Annotated in this window: 9 protein-coding genes and 1 pseudogene; 8 read left to right on the forward strand and 2 right to left on the reverse strand. The window is 69.9% G+C overall.

Translation table 11 applies throughout. The features are described 5' to 3' along the window. Positions 1-8,285: 8,285 nt before the first annotated feature. Positions 8,286-8,831, reverse strand: a complete 546-nt coding sequence (locus ACFYZR_RS31270) for a Uma2 family endonuclease (protein WP_391916600.1) — start codon at positions 8,829-8,831, stop codon at positions 8,286-8,288. Between the two features lie 822 nt (positions 8,832-9,653). Between ACFYZR_RS31270 and ACFYZR_RS31275 the strand changes: the two genes are divergently transcribed. The 8 genes and pseudogenes from ACFYZR_RS31275 (at position 9,654) to ACFYZR_RS31310 (ending at position 15,758) form a co-directional block, all read left to right on the forward strand. Continuing rightward, the gene (locus ACFYZR_RS31275; protein WP_391916602.1) at positions 9,654-9,980 is read left to right on the forward strand and encodes a hypothetical protein; all 327 of its coding nucleotides are present in this window, start codon (positions 9,654-9,656) and stop codon (positions 9,978-9,980) included. Positions 9,981-10,064: 84 nt separating this feature from the next. Further along, positions 10,065-10,250, forward strand: a pseudogene (locus ACFYZR_RS31280) (transposase); the annotation flags it as partial. 9 nt (positions 10,251-10,259) lie between these two features. Beyond that, positions 10,260-10,601 carry a putative immunity protein gene (locus tag ACFYZR_RS31285; protein ID WP_391916605.1) on the forward strand — a complete coding sequence of 114 codons (342 nt, stop codon included), beginning with the start codon at positions 10,260-10,262 and terminating at the stop codon, positions 10,599-10,601. A gap of 463 nt (positions 10,602-11,064) precedes the next feature. Further along, positions 11,065-11,784 (forward strand): VOC family protein, encoded by a 720-nt coding sequence (locus tag ACFYZR_RS31290; RefSeq protein WP_391916608.1) that lies wholly within the window; start codon positions 11,065-11,067, stop codon positions 11,782-11,784. A gap of 449 nt (positions 11,785-12,233) precedes the next feature. Then, positions 12,234-12,521 (forward strand): helix-turn-helix domain-containing protein, encoded by a 288-nt coding sequence (locus ACFYZR_RS31295; RefSeq protein ID WP_391916611.1) that lies wholly within the window; start codon positions 12,234-12,236, stop codon positions 12,519-12,521. Continuing rightward, entirely contained in the window at positions 12,518-14,344 is a 1,827-nt protein-coding gene (locus ACFYZR_RS31300; protein WP_391916613.1) for a helix-turn-helix domain-containing protein, read from the forward strand. The genes ACFYZR_RS31295 and ACFYZR_RS31300 overlap by 4 nt, the downstream gene beginning before the upstream one ends. Beyond that, positions 14,344-14,916 (forward strand): transcriptional regulator, encoded by a 573-nt coding sequence (locus ACFYZR_RS31305; RefSeq protein WP_391916616.1) that lies wholly within the window; start codon positions 14,344-14,346, stop codon positions 14,914-14,916. Before ACFYZR_RS31300 ends, ACFYZR_RS31305 begins: the two co-directional genes overlap by 1 nt. Positions 14,917-15,377: 461 nt before the next feature. After that, positions 15,378-15,758, forward strand: a complete 381-nt coding sequence (locus ACFYZR_RS31310) for a hypothetical protein (protein WP_391916619.1) — start codon at positions 15,378-15,380, stop codon at positions 15,756-15,758. A 559-nt stretch (positions 15,759-16,317) separates the two neighbouring features. On the opposite strand, the gene ACFYZR_RS31315 is transcribed toward ACFYZR_RS31310, so the two are convergent. Continuing rightward, complete coding sequence (locus ACFYZR_RS31315; RefSeq protein WP_391916621.1) at positions 16,318-17,118, reverse strand: maleylpyruvate isomerase family mycothiol-dependent enzyme; 801 nt, start codon at positions 17,116-17,118, stop codon at positions 16,318-16,320. Positions 17,119-17,486 lie beyond the last annotated feature (368 nt).

Raw genomic sequence — 17,486 nt, forward strand, 5'->3', positions numbered from 1 at the left:
CGCGCACGCGGGGATGGCCCCGGGCCCGTTGCGGAGCTGACCATCGCGCTCACCTGCTCCCCGCGCGTGCGGGGATGGTCCCGCATCGGTTCTCCGTACGTCCGGATGGTGAAGCTGTTCCCCGCACGTGCGGGGATGGCCCCTCTCGGGAAGCTCCTACATCAAGAGGGGGCTGCTGCTTCCCGCGCGTGCGGGGATGGCCCGCGTTCACCGACACGTCCGGCCAGGTCTCCACCTGCTCTCCGTGCTCGCGGGGCTGGACCCTGCACTGAGGATGTCACCACGTCGATCCGGACCTGCTCCCCACGCACGCGGGGCTGGACCCAGGCTCTGCGGTCCTCGACACCACGGCCACGGCTGCTCCCCGCACGCGGGAATGCTCCCTGGGTCCCATCGAGCAGGCCGGAGCCGAGAGTCTGTTCCCCGCGTACGCGGGTATGGTCCCCGCTGGCCGCGGCAAGGGCTGGGGCACCGGAGCTGCTCCTCGCGCGTGCGGGGATGGACCTCATCGCGTCCGAGGAGGGAAGGGTCTGGAGTGCTGCTTCCCGCGCGTGCGAGGATGGCCCCAGCGGCTCCCTGACTTTCGGCGTCTTCACCGACTGCTCCCTGCGCGTGCGGGGATGGTCCCATCACCTGGCAGCTGGTCAAGGGTGACGCGGTCTGCTTCCCGCCCGCGCGGGGATGCCCCCGGGTTCAATGGCTGCACGCTGAGGACCAGGGGCTGCTTCCCGCGTGCGTGGGGATGGCCCCCTTGTCGTCCGGGACGCCCACGTCAGTGAGGACTGTTCCTCGCGCTCGCGGGGATGGTCCCCCCACCTCGACGGACCGGCGCAGCCGTTCGAGCTGCTTCCCGTGCGTGGGGATGGTCCCCGCGCCCGCGTGCCCAGTGCCCCAGCCCGTGGCTGCTCCTCGTGTGTGCGGGGATGGTCCCGCGGACGCGTCCACCATGCCGAGCGGGCCGGCCTGTTCCCCGCGCACGCGGGGATTAACCCCCACGCCGTCGTCTTCACCGGCGATCTCGCCTGCTCCCCGCCCGCGCGGGGATGGACCCGTCGCAGACGAGCTCATGCGGGAAGGCCGGTACTGTTCCCCGCGCACGCGGGGATGGACCTCCCCCATCGCCGCTGCGTAGGCCGGTCAGGGCCTGCTCCCCGCTCGCGCGGGGATGGTCCCCCAGTCAAGTTCGCCACCGGCGGCACCGTGCCCTGCTCCCCGCGCACGCGGGGATCCACCCTCGGCATCGGGGAGCCGACGCACGGCGGGGAGCTGTTCCCCGCCGTGTGCGGGGATGCCCCCTCGGAGTGCTCGTAGCGGCCGCCGATGCGGGACTGCTCCCCGCGCACGCGGGGATGGTCCCGTCGGTCTGCGCGGTCGCGACGACGAGCAAGCCTGCTCCCCGCGTACGCAGGGATGAACCCTCTGGGGCACGAAGAGCTGAGCACGCACGTTCTGTTCCCCGCGCATGTGGGGATGCTCCCGTCGCCGTCCTGCCCTGGTGCTCTCTTCTGTTCCCCGCGCACGCGGGGATGGTCCCCTTAAACCGGACTACGTGGATCTGATCCGGGCGCTGCTCTCCGCGCACGCAGGGATGAACCCGCGGTGCTGCGTGAGGACAAGAACGGCGCGCTGTTCCCCGCGCACGCGGGGATGACCCGAAGAGGATGACCAGGCCCAGGGCGACGGCTCCCTGCTCCCCGCGCACGCGGGGATGAACCCTCAACCGGGGTTCGAGGTGCGGGAGTATCACGCTGCTCCCCGCGTACGCGGGGATGGCCCTGCGGCAGCGAGCCCGCGCACATAACGCAGCTTCTGCTCCCCGCACGTGCGGGGATGGACCCAAGGCCGCCGACCGGCTCTTCGGCCCGGTACCCTGCTTCCCGCGTACGCGGGGATGTCCCCAACGTGCGTGTCTTCGGCGGCAAGGTCCGTCTCTGCTCCCCGTGTGCGTGGGGATGGCCCGGGGTCGGTGGGTGGGGTGGGTGTCGTGGGCGTCGGCTGTTGTCTCCCGGGCATCAGTTGGTATGTGGTTGTGTCTGCGATGCTGGGCCTGTCGTGCTGCCGCCCGTCGGCTTTTCATCGCAAGCAGGGGGTGGGTATGTTCTGTATGCCCGAGTCGCTCGAGAATGGCTCTGCCTTGCGGTAAATCCCCAGGTCACGGAGTCTGCTCCCCGTGCACGCGGGGATGGACCCCACCCCCTCCCCAAGGATCAGGACCCGCCGGTCTGCTCCCCGCGCGCGGGGATGGTCCCGAGGGGTTCGACGAGGCGCTGTGTGCGCCGATCTGTTCCCCGCGCGCGGGGATGGACCCGACACCGGCCTGTACACCGAGGCCGACCTCGACTGTTCCCCGTACGTGCGGGGATGGACCCGACTCGGCGGACGATACCCAGTACAAGACCTGCTGCTTCCCGTGCACGCGGGGATGGCCCCGCCACGGGCCCCTGGTACGGGCACATCCAGCCCTGCTCCCCGCGCATGCGGGGATGGTCCCATCATGGTCAGGGCGAGCAGGGCCATGATGAACTGCTCCCCGCGTACGCGGGGATGACCCCACGCCCAACACGGCGACTAACGTGCCAGGAACTTGCTCTCGCGGGTGCGGGGATGACCTCTCGGTCCGTGCGGCGGAGCAAGGTCACCGGCACTGCTCCCCGCGCGTGCAGGGATGCCCCCTGCCTCGCCAACCGTCGCTCGGATGGTACCGGCTGCTCCCCGCGTGTGTGGGGATGGATCCGGGCTGTGCAGCCTGTGAATCCAGGAGTCCGGCTGGTCCCTGCGCGTGTGGGGATGGCCCCAGAGCCAGCGGCAACGCCTCGGCGCTCACGGGCCGTCGGCCCGCTGCTCCCCGCGCACGTGGGGATGGTCCTTGGTCTCAGTTGGATTCCTTGGTCCAAATGTTCTGCCCCCGCGTGTGCGGGGATGGCCCCCGGAAGGTGCCCGCGACGGTGTCCCGATCGGTCTGTTTCTCGCGCACGCGGGGATGGACCCAACACCTTGGGCCGGAGCGTTGTGAAGGAGGGCTGTTCCCCGCGCACGCGGCGATGGACCTGACGCGCCAGGCCGCGCGGAGGGCGATGTGCTCTGCTCCCTGCGCACGTGGGGATGGTCCCGCGGGGCTGGTCACCGAGCGCCACACGTAGCTCTGTTCCCCGCCCGGGTGGGGATGGACCTGCGGTGGATGCCGATGGGGGACCGGCTTCCCACTGCTCCCTGCGTACGCGGGGATGCCCCCACCTTCATGCCGCTGCGCCGGGGCATCGCCGTCTGTTCCCCGCGCGCGGGGGGATGGGCCTACGATCTGAGAGATCAGATCAATACGGCCCAGCGGCTTCCCGCGCGTGGGGGGATGGTCCCAAGTACGGGACGCCGGCACAGCGTCGGACGACCTGTTCCCCGCGCACGCGGGGATGGACCCGTCCACGCACACGTCGCCCGAAGCCCCGGCGACTGCTCTGCATGCGCGGGGATGGCCCCCGCCTGACCGTAGGGCTCGGCCCGGCGGCCTACTGCTCCCCGCACGCGCGGGGATGGCCCCCCCGGCCTTGCCCAAGCAGGACCGTGCCGTCTGCTCCCCGCACGCGCGGGGATGGACCCTCTCATATCCGCATCGTGGTGCCGGACGGCGACTGCTCCCCGCACGCGCGGGGATGGTCCGCGAGTCCCAGCACTACGAGGGCAAGGCTGATGCTGCTCCCCGCGCGGGGATGCCCCCGACGGCAACGGTGGCCCCTTCCTGGTCGTCAACTGCTTCCCGCGTACGCGGTGATGAACCCGCCTGGTGCAGCGACAACGGCGAGCGGCAGAACTGCTCCCCGCACGCGCGGGGATGGACCCCAGCCGCCGTGGTAGAGCTCGTCGACCTGCTTGCTGCTCCCTGCGCGTGCGGGGATGGTCCCGAGCCTGTAAGGGAGGCTCTGATGGCACCACTGCTGCTCCCCGCGCACGCAGGGACGGCCTCAGCTCGAAGGCCGGTGCCGTCCGGGTCGGACCTGCTCCCCGCGCTCGCGGGGATGGACCCCGGTCGGACAAGAAGCCCAGCGCTCGACGGTGCTGCTTCCCGCGTGTGTGGGGATGGTCCCTACGGTGCCGATGTCATCAGGGACGAGCGCGGCTGCTCCCCGCGTACGCGGGGATGATCCCAATAAGTCGGACAGTCGGCGCGAGGAGCAGCGCTGTTCCTCGCGCGCGTGGGGATGGGCCCACATGTACCTGGTCATCACGCCTGAGCACGACTGCTCCTCGCGTGTGCGGGGGTGGGCTCGGGACTTCGCGGTCGAAGCCTCGTCGAGAGGTCTCCGGATGCAAGGCGGGCCAGCGAGTCCGGTTTCGCTGTTCCCTGTATGCGTGGGGATGGCCCCAGCAGGCGGTGCGAGAGCGGATTGGCCGTGGCCTGCTTCCCGTGCGTGCGGGGATGGACCCCGCCGCCTGGCCCCGGCCTTCGTCGAATGGATGCCGCTCCTCGCGTGCGGGGATGAACCCCGGAGCTCGGGGTGGATCAGGAGGATCGGGGTCTGTTCCCCGCGTGTGCGGGGGTGACCCCATGCTCCCGGAATGGAAGGGTCCCGCCGAGCGCTGCTCCCCGTACACGCGGGGAAGCGTTGTGAAGGCGACTGTTCCTCGTCCATGCGGGGATGAACCCAGCACGTCCCCCGGCACGTTCAGCGCGGAGGCCTGCTCGCCGCGCACGCGGGGATGGACCCTCCGGGGCGAAGAACCTCCGCCGGCACCTGAACTGCTCCTCGCGTACGCGGGGATGAACCTGCGACCAGCACTGACCCACAACCAGGAGGACCCTGCTCCCCGCGCACGCGGGGATGAACCCGCGCAGCAGCCTGCGGTGACCACGCGCCGCCAGCCGATGGCGGCCGGGTCGGCGCGCGCGGCTCCTGCTCCCCGCACGCGGGGATGAACTCGTCAGGGCCGCGTGCAGCATCACGCGCCGCGTCTGCTCCCCGGTTGTGCGGGGATGACCCTCCGAGTTCGCAGCAGACGTGATCGACGGGCTGCTGTTCCCCGCGCACGCGGGGATGAACCCCTTGCCCTGGGCGTGGTCGCTCCTAAGGTCTGCTCCCCGCGCACGCGGGGATGGTCCCGATCGGGACGTGACGCTCCTTCATCGAGCGCGCTGCTCCCCGTGCACGCGGGGATGGACCCGCCCGGTTACGGATGATCTCCTTCGGCTACGGCTGCTCCCCGCGCGTGTGGGGATGGACCCGTCGCGGTCATCGAGGAGTTGTTGGGCCTGATCTGCTCCCCGCAGGCGCGGGGGGATAGTCCCTGGTGGCCGTCGGGGAACCCTTGAGCCGGGGCCTTGTTCCCTGAGTGTGCGGGGGATGGCCCTTTCACCGGGCCTGGTCTCCTGATCAGACGCTGCTGTTCCCTGCGTACGCGGGGATGAACCCGCGGCCGACTCTGGCCGGCGGGAGGCTGTGTCCTGTTCCCCGCGCATGCGGGGATGAACCCAGGCCGTCCAGGCCGAGGCTGGCGCCGAGCCCCTGTTCCCGCGCACGCGGGGATGGTCCCAGCTCCACGACGACGTTGCAGACCCGGTAGGCCTGCTCCCCGCGCGTGCGGGGACGGTCCCATCTCCGCCACCGTCTCCTGTCGACCGGCGCCTGCCGCCGACGGGAGTTCGCCTGCTCCCGCTCGTGTGCGGGGATGTCCCCGGGGGTGGCGCCGAGCCCTTTAAATGGGTGGGCTGCTCTCCGCGCATGCGGGGACGTCCCCCCGCTTCGGTCCGCAGACGGACGGCCGGCGGGGTCGAGCTGCTCCCCGCACGTGGGGACGGTCTCCATGCATCTCTGTGTGAGACATCGACGCCCGAACTGCTCCCTGCATGCGCGGGGATGGACCCGAGCCTGTAAAGGAGGCTCTGATGGCACCACTGCTGCTCCCCGCGCACGGGGATGGTCCCACCATGGGCGCGATCCTCTGGGAGGGCCTGGGCTGCTCCTCGCGCACGCGGGGATGAACCCGTCACCTACGAGATCCAACCGCCCGCACCGGCCTGCTCCCCGCGTACGCGGGGATGGCCCCGAGCGGCCGTAGACCAGGGCGTCCTGGTGCGCTCGCTCCTTGTGCACGCGGGGGTGGGTTCCGGGTCTCGTTCGGGGGCTTTCGGAGAGTGGGGCGGCTTCGTTTTCGCCCTGCCGGCGCGGTGGTCGTTCTCGTGGCGGGTCGGCGGTGGGTGAAGGGGCAGTCATCGGGTGGGTGAAATGGAGGGCGGGGCGGATGTCGCCGGCGGTGGCTGCTGTTTCACGGACACCGGAAAGCTGGTGGCTGTGTCTGCGATGCTGGGCCTGCTGTGCTGTGGTCCGTTGGGCCTCCATGACAAGTGGGGGTGGGTATGTTCTGTATGCCCAGGTCGGTGAAAGTGTTTGAGAACAGCTGCGCCTGCCCGTAAAGCTCCAGGTCACGCAGTCTGCTTCCCGCGTACGCGGGAATGGCCCCCCATGCCGACCTGACGGCCGGCGATATCGGGCTGCTCCCCGCGCACGCGGGGATGGTCCTGGTTCGGGTATGACGGGCCAGGTACAGGTGGACTGCTTCCCGCGCGCGGGGGTGGTTCCCAGCCCGACCGGCCGGAGTTCCACGTCCCCTGTTCCGTGGATGTGCGGGGATGGTCCCTCTGGCTGAGTGCCGTCCCCCGCATCGTGCTCCTGCTTCCCGCGTACGCGGGGATGGTCCCAACGCGGAAGAGGAGTGGGACACCACCAACAACTGCTCCCCGCGCAGCGGGGAGCTCCTCATAGACTTCGAGGATGCGGTGCGGCTACTGCTCCTCGCACGCGCGGGAATGGTCCCCAAGGCTCGAGACCGCCCGAGGTGGCGTCGCGCTGCTCCTCGCGCGGGGATGGCCCCAGCTGGTTGGCGACTTCGGCTGTACTGCGGCCCTGCTCCCCGCGTGCGCGGGGAGGCTCCCTCGTCCGGGCCGTCGTACCCGGGACGGGGACCTGCTCCCCTTCCCGTGTGCGTGGGGATGGTCCCTTCGAGATGGCTGGCGCCGTCAAACGGGGCGACCGTTCCTCGCGCGCGGGGATGGCCTCAGGGACGCGGCGGCGAGAACGACACCGAGCCACTGCTCCCCGCGGACGCGGGGATGGCCCGATGCCCCGATCTGAGCGCGGGGTACGTGGACGCCCTCGGCCTGTTCCCTGCGCGTGCGGGGACGGACTCCTTGTCCGTGAGGGGGCCTGCGCCCTGTGCCGCCGATGACTGCTCCTTGCGCCTGCGGGGATGGCCCCGAAATCTGCCAGGAAGTGCGCGAGACTCGAGGCTGCTCCCCGCACGCGCGGGGGGGGCGAACCCAGTTGACCCCGGCGGGGAAGTTCTGCCGGGGTCTGCTCCCTCCGCGTGAGGGAATGACCCGCCAAGGCCGGCAAGGCGGCGCCAACCGGACCCTGTTCCCCGCGCGCGGGGATGGTGCCGTGGCCTGCGCGGCCGAGACGAGCTGCTTCCCGCGTGTGTGGAGATCATTCCGAACTGGCGGGTGGGTGTCGCAGGTGTCGGTTGTTGTCCCTCGGGGATCAGTCGGCAGGCGGCCCTGTCTGTGATGCTGAGTCTGTTGTGCTGCTGTCTGGCGGCTGTTCATCACAAGCAGGGGTGGATGTGTCCTGTAAGCCGGAGTCGGTGAAAGTGCTCAAAAACAGCTTCGCCTGGTCACGGAGTCTGCTGCCCGCGCAGGCGGGGATGGTCCGGCCGGGCCGGGGGCTGCACTCCCCGGCCCGGGCTGCTCCCCGCGCAGGCGGGGATGGTCCCGCCCGTCAGCTCGGCCGGCTGATCGACCGCACATGCTCCCCGCGCACGCGGGGATGCTCCTCGGGGGCCGGACATGCCGGCCGCATGCATTGCCTGCTCCGCGCGCGCTCAGGGATGGTCCGGATCAGCTCACGGCGGACGTAGTCGGCCAGCACTGCTCCCCGCGCACGCGGGGATGACCCCGTCGCCCGTGGTCTGAAACGGCGGTTGGCCAACTACTCCCCGCGCACGCGGGGATGACCCCGACCTGCCGGCTGACGCGGGGCTGCCTCCTGATCTGCTCCCCGTGCATGCGGGGCTGGTCCCCTGGCCCTGCTGAAGTAACAACAGGAGCAGCGCTGCTCCCCGCGCACACAGGGATGGCCTCGAAGGGAGTGTCCGTGGCTCCGGACCTCGTCCGGTGGTCTGTGCAGTGTTCCTTGTGGGGGGGGCGTGGTGTTGTGGGTGGTGTTTTGTTCGGTGGTGCTGGGGTGCTGCTAAGTCCTGTGGCCGGCTGTCTCGTTTGGTTTTGCTGGTGTCTGGTGGGGTCAGTAGGGGTGGAGGGTGTGGGTGTCGAGGGTGAAGGAGAAGGGTGGGGGGAGGTGGACGGGTTCTCCGAATTCTGCGTCTTCTCTTATGCGGTAGCGGTTGTTGGCGGGTTCGCTGAAGAGGGTGACGGTTTTCTGTCGTGCGTCGATGAGGAGGTAGAGGGGGATTCCCATCTGGGGGTAGTCGCGGAGTTTTCCGACCCAGTCGTTTTCCGGGTTGGAGGGTGAGACGATCTCGACGGCGATCAGGGCGAGTTCTGCCGGGACGCTGCTTTCGGTGGTGGTCATTGCGTCTTCGGGCAGGTAGGTGAGGTCCGGGTTGCGTACCTTCGCGGTCTGCGGTGAGATTAGGTCGGTGTTCCCGGTGTCGATGTAGCCGGCCGGGACGTGTTTGTCGAACTGTTTCCGGATTTTGCTCAGGTTGAGCTGGTGGATGGCAGAGGGGGAGGCCTGCATGACGATGATGTCGCCGGATAGTTCCGTCTTGAACCCGCCGGGGAGGGCGCGGCGCGCTTCCTCCAGCAGCTTGAAATGCTCGGGGTTCATGGCAGGTGTTCCTCCTCGGCGGGAATCGGGTCTCGGTAGTGAAGTCTAGGGGGCGGGAGCGGCTGGAGGCGGGAATCCTCTGCTTCCTGAGGCCGGATCCTCCGTCTCCTGACGGCCACGGCTGACTGCCCCCATGCCTGCGCGATTCTGGTCTGAAGCGATCTGTTTTCCGTTATGCCGGAGTCGGTGAAAGTGCTCGAGAGCCGCTGGGGGAGCCGGTATAGGTTCAGGTCACGGAGCTGCTCCCCGCGCACGCGGGGATGACCCCCGCGCACTCCTCGCCGAGCACCGCATCACCCACTGCTCCCCGCACGCGCGGGGATGGACCCACGAAGCCCAAAGACAACCGCTGACCACCAGGCTGCCCCCCCCCGCACGCGCGGGGATGGTCCCATGTTCTTCACCGCGGTTACGTCCTCAAGGCGGCTGCTCCCTGCACGCGCGGGGATGGTCCCGGCTGCTGTCCCGTCGGGTCCTGAACGACGCTGTGTTCCCCGTGCGTGCGGGGATGAACCCAAAGCCGGAGTGCAGGCGGTCAGCCGGCTGATCTGCTCCGCGCGCTCGCGGGGATGTCCTCCGGCCGACGAACACCGCGCTGGTCTCCACCCACTGCTCTGCGCGCGCGTGGGGATGGTCCCGGCATTACGAAGGAGCTGCCCGCTGTCCATCGCTGCTCCCCGTGCGTGCGGGGATGAACCTCACGGTTGGCGCGGCGCGACGGCGGTGCCGCTCTGCTTCCCGCGTGCGTGGGGGATGATCCCGCTGGCCGAGGCGGGGGCGGGTGCTTTCTCGTTCTGTTTCCTGTGTGTGGGGATGGTCCCCTTGGTGCTGGTGGGCTTTCGGGTCGAGTTCCCGTATGGCACCGAGGCCTGTCAGGTCGGCCGGAACGACAAGGAGTGGGCCGGCTGCCATGCCTATGTCGCCGAGGCCTGTGGCGACGGGAGTGTGGACGTGATCAGGGAGGTGGCCACTGTGGTCCCGGCCGCGGGCATCAAGGCTTTGCGCGGCATCCACCAGTGGCTGAGGGGGCGGGGTCTGCTGCCCGGAGAACACTTGGTGGGCAGCGGGTACATCTCGGCCGCGGCCATCGATGCCGCGGCCCGTGAGCACGGCGTGGAGCAGGCCGGTCCGCTCCCGGCCGGGGGGTGATGCCGGCAGCGCGAGCAGCAGGGCGGTTTCGCCGGCGAGGGCTTCGTCGTCGATTCCGGTCGGGGTACTGTCACTTGTCCCCAGGGCCGGGTCATCGGCCGCTGGGTCAGGGCTCCGGCCATGGTTCCCTGTATCGCGGCCCGTTTCCACACGGCCCACTGCACTGCGTGCCCGGTGCGTTCCTCCTGCACCGGCGGAGCCTCGCCCCGGATGGTCGTTTTCCTTCCGCGGTACCTGCGCGAGCTCCGGGCCAGGAGCCGCTCCGGTCGGCAGGAGGAGTTGGCGCAGACGGTGCTCGAGATTTTCGAGGCCAATCAGCCGGACGACTCACGGCCTCGAGAGGCTATAAGCGTCGCGTGGGAGTTTGCCCGGGGCGGTGAACGGGGGAAGTCCCTGCGTGACTCAGTGTGGGCGGCCCTCAAGGCGGCCGAGAGTACGGACACTGCGGCTGCGCGCGAGGCGGCGTGGGCAGCGATGTCCGCGGCAGGCGCCGCCTGCCTGCATCCGCTGGCCAAGGCCACCCAGGTCAAGCACATTCTCGGAGCCGGTGCTTACGCGGCCAGAGCGGCCGAACTCGTCGTCGGCGACGATCGGCGCGTTGGCGCCGAACAACTTGAGTAGACGGTGCAGCGTGCAACACCGGCCGTCGTTGATGTGCTCAAACGCTTCCCGGCGGCGCCCAGCGGCGGCGGAAGGGTTGGTGAGTTGATCCGTAGGCTGGATGCTGACCTTCGTTCACTCACCCTCGCTGAGTGACTTGGGTGTAGCTCGTCTCGGGGACTGTCTGAGGTCGAGAGATGGTGAGGCTGTCTGTGGCGGTGGGCTGTTGTCTCCTACGGTTGTGGCAGGACCTTGGGGCGCCGATGGGCTCGTTGTTCGAGGAGATGGAACACCGGGAGGCGGAGGGCGGCGGGCTGGCTCATCGCGACCGGCGCGGTGTTGACCTCCAGCGCCCGGCAAAGACCAACTCGGCCGAATGGCTGAGCGGTGAACATTTCCTACCCGTCTATCACGGACGATTGACAGCCGTCGCGCGGCTTGAGATGGTGCCGTGCTCGCTGGACGCTCGTGAATGGGGGAGTGCGTGGCGAACGAGGTAACCGTTCCGCTGCTGCCGTGCGGCTCGATCGATGAGATCGCCGACTTCTACCGGATGCTCGGATTCGAGGTCACCTACCGGCAACAGCGCCCGAACCCGTACGTCGCGCTGCGGCGCGAGGATCTTCAGCTGCACTTCTTCGGCATGCCGGACTTCGATCCCGAGCAGTCGTACGGATCTTGCCTGGTGTTCGTGCGGGACACCGGCGAGCTGTACCAGGAGTTCGCCGAGGGAATGCGTGCGGTGCACGGAAAGTTGCTCATATCTGGCATTCCGCGGATGACCCGGCCGCGCAAGCGAAAGAACACGGACAACCTGTCCGGATTCAGCCTCGTCGACCCGGGCGGCAACTGGATCCGCATCTTCCAGGCGCGGGACTCCGGCGACTCCGATCCCAGCACCAGCCGGCTGGGAAAGGCGCTGCAGAGTGCGGTCGTGCTCGGCGACTCCCGCGGCGACCACCGGCAGGCCGCGCGGATCCTGGATTCCGCGCTGGCCCGCGATGACGCGGTGAGAACCATGGACCTCGTGGAGGCATTGGTCTACCGGGCCGAACTCGCTGTCACACTACGTGACAGCGAGACCGCCGACACGCTGCTGGCCCGCGTGCGGGCGATCATGCTGGACGACACCGACCGCGAGCGCCTCGCCGGGGTCCTGGACAATGCGGGCGAACTCGAACGCGTCCGCGATGCCGAGCGCTGAGTTTTGGTGGCCGTGTGGTTCCCCGTCGGGCACCGGGCGGAGGTGGTGTTTCTTCTGGCCTGGTGTGACAACGACGTCCGGCTGCTCGTGACGGTCCTCTGCACGAGTGCGTGTGTGGTGCGCCGTCATGCCCGCGGCGGGGTGCTGGCGCCCGGGCCTCGGCTGCGCCGGGCGCTACGGCGCCGGGTGCTGGTTGTGGTGTGTCGCGGGGTGTGTGGCCGGTCGGGTGGTGGAGGGGGCGCGCGAGGCGGAGCGGGTTGCGTGGCGTGCGGCCCGCTGGCCGGTGTGCGGGCGGCCCCGGGATCGCTGACCCCGTCGGGGCCGGGCGGGAAGCGTGCCTTGTCGTGGGCCGGTACCCTCGACTTCAGGTCAGGTCATAGGCGCATCTAGGAGTCGTAGTATTCAATTTAGATGCGTATTTTGCATCATCTTCGGCTATGGTTGGTGCTATGGGTTTGGGTTTGGAGGAGTCGTTGCGGTTGTCGGTGGCGGCGTTGATGCAGGCGACGGGTGATTCGCAGCGGGTGCTGGCCGCGGTGCTCGGGCTGACGCAGACGCAAATCTCGCGCCGGCAGACCGGCGCCACCTCGTGGACCTTGCGCGACGTCGATGTCCTGGCCGGGCACTACGGGATGGCCGCGCTGGATCTGCTGGCGGGCCCGACCCGGGCGTGCGAGATGCTGCCCGTCGCCCGGCACCGCGCCGCCCACGCCACCGGGAAGGGAGCGGCCCGGTGAGTGACTTCGACGCGATCGACTCGCTGCTCGCGGGCGTCGGCCCGGAAGCCGAACTCCCCGCCCCCACGGTCCGCCAGGAATTGCGGGAGCGCGCCCGGTTGTCGAAGGCGCAGGTTGCCCGGGCGCTGGGGGTGAGCCCGAGCACGGTCGCGGGGTGGGAGAAGGACAGGGTCCCGGTCGGCGAGACCCGCACTAAATACGCCTACCTTCTGGACGGCCTTGCCGTGAAGTTCGCCGGCGGGGCCGAAGCCGGGGGAATCGCACCGCCGGCCGTTTCTCGGCCGGGGGCGGCGGGACCTGCGGCCGGGTCGCCCGGACCGCCGCCCGCCCTGCCGGCCGCCGTTCTCGTCACCGGCGCTGTCGCGGTGACACCGTTCGCTGCCGAAGGGGCCATGGTTCAAGCCCCGGTTGTGGCGGACGCTCCCGTGTCTGTCACCGAGCCGGCCGCGACCCAGGCCCCTGCCACAACCGACGCTCCGCCGCCTTCCCCGGCGATGCCCGAACAAGCCGGTGAGGGCGATGAAGTGGAGACCCTCTCCGCGCCGGAGCCGTGTGTGCTGTGCGGGCATCCGGCCGGGACCCGGGTGGCGGGGTTCGCCCAGCATCTCGATCCGGCCGACTGCCAGCCCGCTGCTGCCGCGCCCGTAGCTGCGCCCGCCGTCACCGCGCCCGCTGCGCCGCCCACAGTAGCTGCGCCCGCTGCCACGTCGCAGCCCGCCACGGCGCCCGTACGGCCCGAGGCCGCTCCGGCGGGGGAGCCGTCGGCGCGCACTTCAGGGGCGGCGTGCACTTCGCGTACGACGCCGCGTTCCTCCGGGCGTTCCCAGGGGCCGGCCCGTCGTGCGTTCCAGGAGCCCTCCGGGCCTAAGGACTTGATCAGCGAGGCGGTCAAGGCAGCGCTCGCCGAGCACCACGGTGACGTCGAGGCGGCGACGGCCGCGTTGCTGAAGCGGGCGATCCCGGACGCGATGCGTCTGCTGGACGAGACCCGCAAGGGCGCGCGCTACGACGTGATCGCCCACCCGTGGATCCCGGACATCCTGAAGAAGCAGACGTCCCGTGGTGCGGACCAGATCTGGGAAGCCCGCCCCAAATGGACCCGGCACGAGCTGCCGCCCGGCCGTCATGAGGTGACGGCGCTGGACATCAACGGCGCTTACCTCTCCGCTCTCAAAACCCACCTCCCTCTCGGTCAGCTCGAGCACTCCACCGGCCTTCCCCACGACCGCCGCCGCGCCGGTGTGCACCTGATCACCCCGCCCGTCTGGGACCACGAGCAGGTCCTGCCGAACCCGATCGGGAACCGGGACGAACCAGGCCCCCTGTGGGTGACCGAGCCGACCCTGCGCCTCCTGCTGCGCTTGTCCAGCCCGAAGTACGGGCTGTGCGCGCCGCCGGAGATCCATGAGTCGTACACCTCCGGGGCCACCGAAAATCTCCTGGAGAAGTTCCGCATCGCGCTGAAGGACGCCCGCGACACCGCGATCACCGAGGGCGACGAGGTGACGCTGGAGTACGTAAAAGCGATGTACAGCAAGTTCGTGTCGACGATGGGGGAGTCGAACTACAACCGGGAGCTCTACCGCCCGGACTGGATGCACATCATCCGCTCGCAAGCCTTCTCCAACCTGTGGCTGAAGGCGCTCAAGGCTCACGACGAGGGCCTGACCGTCGTCCGGGCGATGGGTACCGACGAGCTCCATGTCATCGGTGAGTGGCGCCGTGTCTTCCCCGAGGGCCGTGGTGTTACCGAGGTGAAGGTGAAGGACACGTACACCGCTGGAACCGACGCTGACGACACCACGGGGGAGGAGCGGGAGTAATGCCGGAGAAGAACCTCGATTTCGGGAAGTTCGGTGCCCGGGGTATCAAGGGCAGCGATGCCGTGGGGCGCAAGCTCGACGAGCTCGCGGGCGGCATCGCCACCCCCGTCACCGCTAGGCGCGGCTGGATGGCGCGTCTGCACTACCTCACCCGCACCGGGCATGCGCGTGCGGCCGCGCAGGAGGCCGGGCTGACGGTCACCGGCCGGACACTGAAGGCGTGGCTGGACGGCAAACGCAGTCCATCGAAGGCGAACCTGGCCCGGATCGAGGCCGCCTACCGGGCGGTGCGCCGGCAGAACGTCGCCCGTCACCTCCTCAAGCGCCTGAACCGTGAGGGGCGCGGGACCCGGGTGGAGATCCACCCCCTGGACCAGTCGCAGGTGCCGCGGCCGCTGCAGCGCGTCGTGGAGTACCGGTCGATGAATGTGCGCCGCTGGGACAGGATCGTCGGCGCGTGGGCGGCCGGTGATCACCAGGGCCTCGATGCCGCCTGGGACGACACGATCGTCGACCTGGGCTCGCAGTGGGGTCAGTACGAGTACTGCACCAGCGTCGGCTTCGCCGCATAGCGGCTGCGGACGATCACGGGCGCCCCCGTATTCGTGAGCCGAGGCACGAAGTGGCCGCATAGGCAGGCTTGTTGTCACCCCGGCTGCGTTGATGGATGGTGCACCCCGGTTTAGCGCCGGCCGAGGTGGCTGAGGTCTCTGCCGGTGGCTGCTGGGAGGATCACCGCCGTGGCCTTTGTGCGTACTGCTCCGCCGCGGCCTGTGGATGTGACCGTGGTTTTTCCCGAGCTGGCCCCCTCTTGGCGCGGTCTGCGATGCGGCTGCATCCGCGTCCGGGGGCGCCTTCGGTCAGGGACGGCTCGGTCGGTGGGCCGTTGCTGTGGCCGGCCGGGGAACCGTGGCCGCACCGCGAAGACGCGCACCTGCACGTGGACAGTGGATTCCGCCGGTCACCGGCCGGGGTGCGGCTCGAGAGACGCTTGCGGTCGCGGTGGCGCCCTGATGGCCGGGCTTCCGCGTTCATGCCCGAGGAGGAGGCGCTCAAGGAGCACAACGCTGCGTGGCTCGCCGAGCGGCTCGACGCCGGCCCTCCCTGGCCCGCCGAATGCCCGGTCCCGATGGTGCCCGTGGCCCAGCTGTTCCTGCGTGACATACCCCTGTTGCGGCGGCCCGGGCAGGCCGATCTGCTTCAGATTCGCTGGTGCCCGTACGACCATGATCCGGATGACAAGCCGTCGACCGCACTGTTCTGGCGGTCGGCCGCGGAGGCCGGCGACATCTTCGCCACACCACCGGAACCGTACGAGGCGGACCATCCGGGATACGTACCAGAGCCCTGCGTGCTGGCACCGGAAACGATCACTCTGGAAGGTCGGTGGCTGGCCCCCGTGGGGCCGCACTGACCCGCCCCCCGGTACTGTGCTGCGTGCGAGGTGCAGAGGGTCCCGCTACTGATGACGATCGCTTCCTGGGAGTGGGATGGCGATGAAGGCCGCGGCTGGGCGCCACAGGAAGACCGGGCCGCCGCCCTCGCTGATTCTCACGACCCGGGCCAGGACCCCTCGCAGCCGACGAGGGTAGAGGCAGGCAGCACGGACAACATGCAGATCTACGTCTGCCCGGCCTCTCCCGGGCATCCGCACACCGGCCTGATCCAATGAGCTGTCCAGCCTGTCACACACCCTTCCGCAGCCGGTGACGGAAATGCTGCCGGGCCAGGATGTGTGACAAGCCGCTTGCCTCGCTGGTGTTGCCGGCCGGACTGCTTTGGTAAATCCCACTCGCCACGTCATCCGGCTGAGCTGGTGACAACTACTGGGCGTCGGAACACGGTGGTTTTCGTCCGGCAGGTCTACGGGCACACCGCCCGCGGCGGTGAAGACTCCTCGGCCGGTCGCCCGGCCATCCGCAGCACTCTGGGCCTGCGCCGTCAGCGCTCTGGGCCTGTGTCGTCCTGTGGGTTCAGAAGGCGGAGTTGGTGAACCAGCGTGTCAGCAGTTCCTCGTTCCCCGTCACCTGGAAGGCCTCCGCATCGCGGTCGAGGCGCCCGTACAGGAGCAGCAGCAGGTCCGCGGCGGCTGCTTCGACGGTCGCATCGGCGGATACGGCCGCCCCTGTGCCGCCGGGTCCCTGTTCGGTACCGAAGCCGTCCGGCCGTAGGCGGACCAGCCAGTCGCCGTCCGTGTCGGTGCAGCGGAAGCGGAGGGTTTCACCGTTGCCGCGCAGAGCGGCTGTCGCGGGGGCGAAGAAGGCGGCGAAGGGAAGGTTGACGAGGAACTCGTCCACCCCGTCGGCCGCGAGGCCGCGGTCGATCGAGGGTCGTCGGCCGAGGGCGAGTTCCGCGTCGCAGCGGTGTACCAGGGTCTCGAACAGCATCCGCCGCATCCAGAACCTGGCGTGCTGGTCGGCGCCCCAGGCCCACATCGGGGCATCCGGGTCGGTGACGGCGAAGGTGCTCGCGGCCTCGGCCGCACTGGCGGCCAGCCAGCCGGCGTATCCGTCCTGCTGCTCCGGCAGGTCCAGCTCCACCTCGCGGCTGCGAGGCGGCTCCTGGACGAGCCGCCGGAGCAGGACAGAGAACCAGCGCTGCACGCTGCCGGTGTGCCGGACGAGGTCGGTGAGCGTCCAGCCCGGGCAGCCGGGCACCGACGTCGCCAGCCGGGCGTCCCGGATCACCTCCACGAATCTGGCGCTCTCCGCCGCGATGGCATCCCGATGGGCGGCGGGGCCGGAATCCCAGCCCGAATGATCCGTGCTGCTCATGTTTACGCTCTTTCTCAAACTCGCCGGCCCGGCGACCTGGGCGGCCGGGCCTCTTCGGCGCAGCTTCCCACAGGGCCTGCACCGTACGGGCGCCCAGGGCTACGGCAACGCCGGCTGTGAGGGGCTGCGGGTCGGCGGTGAGCGCAGCCTCAACACCACCCTGCCCGTGCCTGCCGGCTCGGGCCGGCGCTTCTTCGGCGAACGAACCGGGCAGCTCTCTGTCCTGCGCGAAGTGACCGGCGTCCGCCTGGCACCGGCCGCCGGCGGGGCCACCGCCGGCGAGGCCACCCATCGTGAGGCCGCGCTTCACCGAAACCGGCCTGGCCGGCGGGCTCGGGCGCCTCGACGTACCCGCGGCCCGGGCCTGC

It is taken from the genome of Streptomyces sp. NPDC001678, assembly GCF_042892945.1.
GTDB lineage: Bacteria > Actinomycetota > Actinomycetes > Streptomycetales > Streptomycetaceae > Streptomyces.

Coding starts and splice junctions, on each gene's coding strand:
- ACFYZR_RS31270 (WP_391916600.1), bottom strand. CDS start 8,831: ATGAACCCCGAGCATTTCAAGCTGCTGGAGGAAGCGCGCCGCGCCCTC.
- ACFYZR_RS31295 (WP_391916611.1), top strand. CDS start 12,234: ATGGGTTTGGGTTTGGAGGAGTCGTTGCGGTTGTCGGTGGCGGCGTTG.
- ACFYZR_RS31305 (WP_391916616.1), top strand. CDS start 14,344: ATGCCGGAGAAGAACCTCGATTTCGGGAAGTTCGGTGCCCGGGGTATC.
- ACFYZR_RS31310 (WP_391916619.1), top strand. CDS start 15,378: ATGCCCGAGGAGGAGGCGCTCAAGGAGCACAACGCTGCGTGGCTCGCC.
- ACFYZR_RS31315 (WP_391916621.1), bottom strand. CDS start 17,118: ATGAGCAGCACGGATCATTCGGGCTGGGATTCCGGCCCCGCCGCCCAT.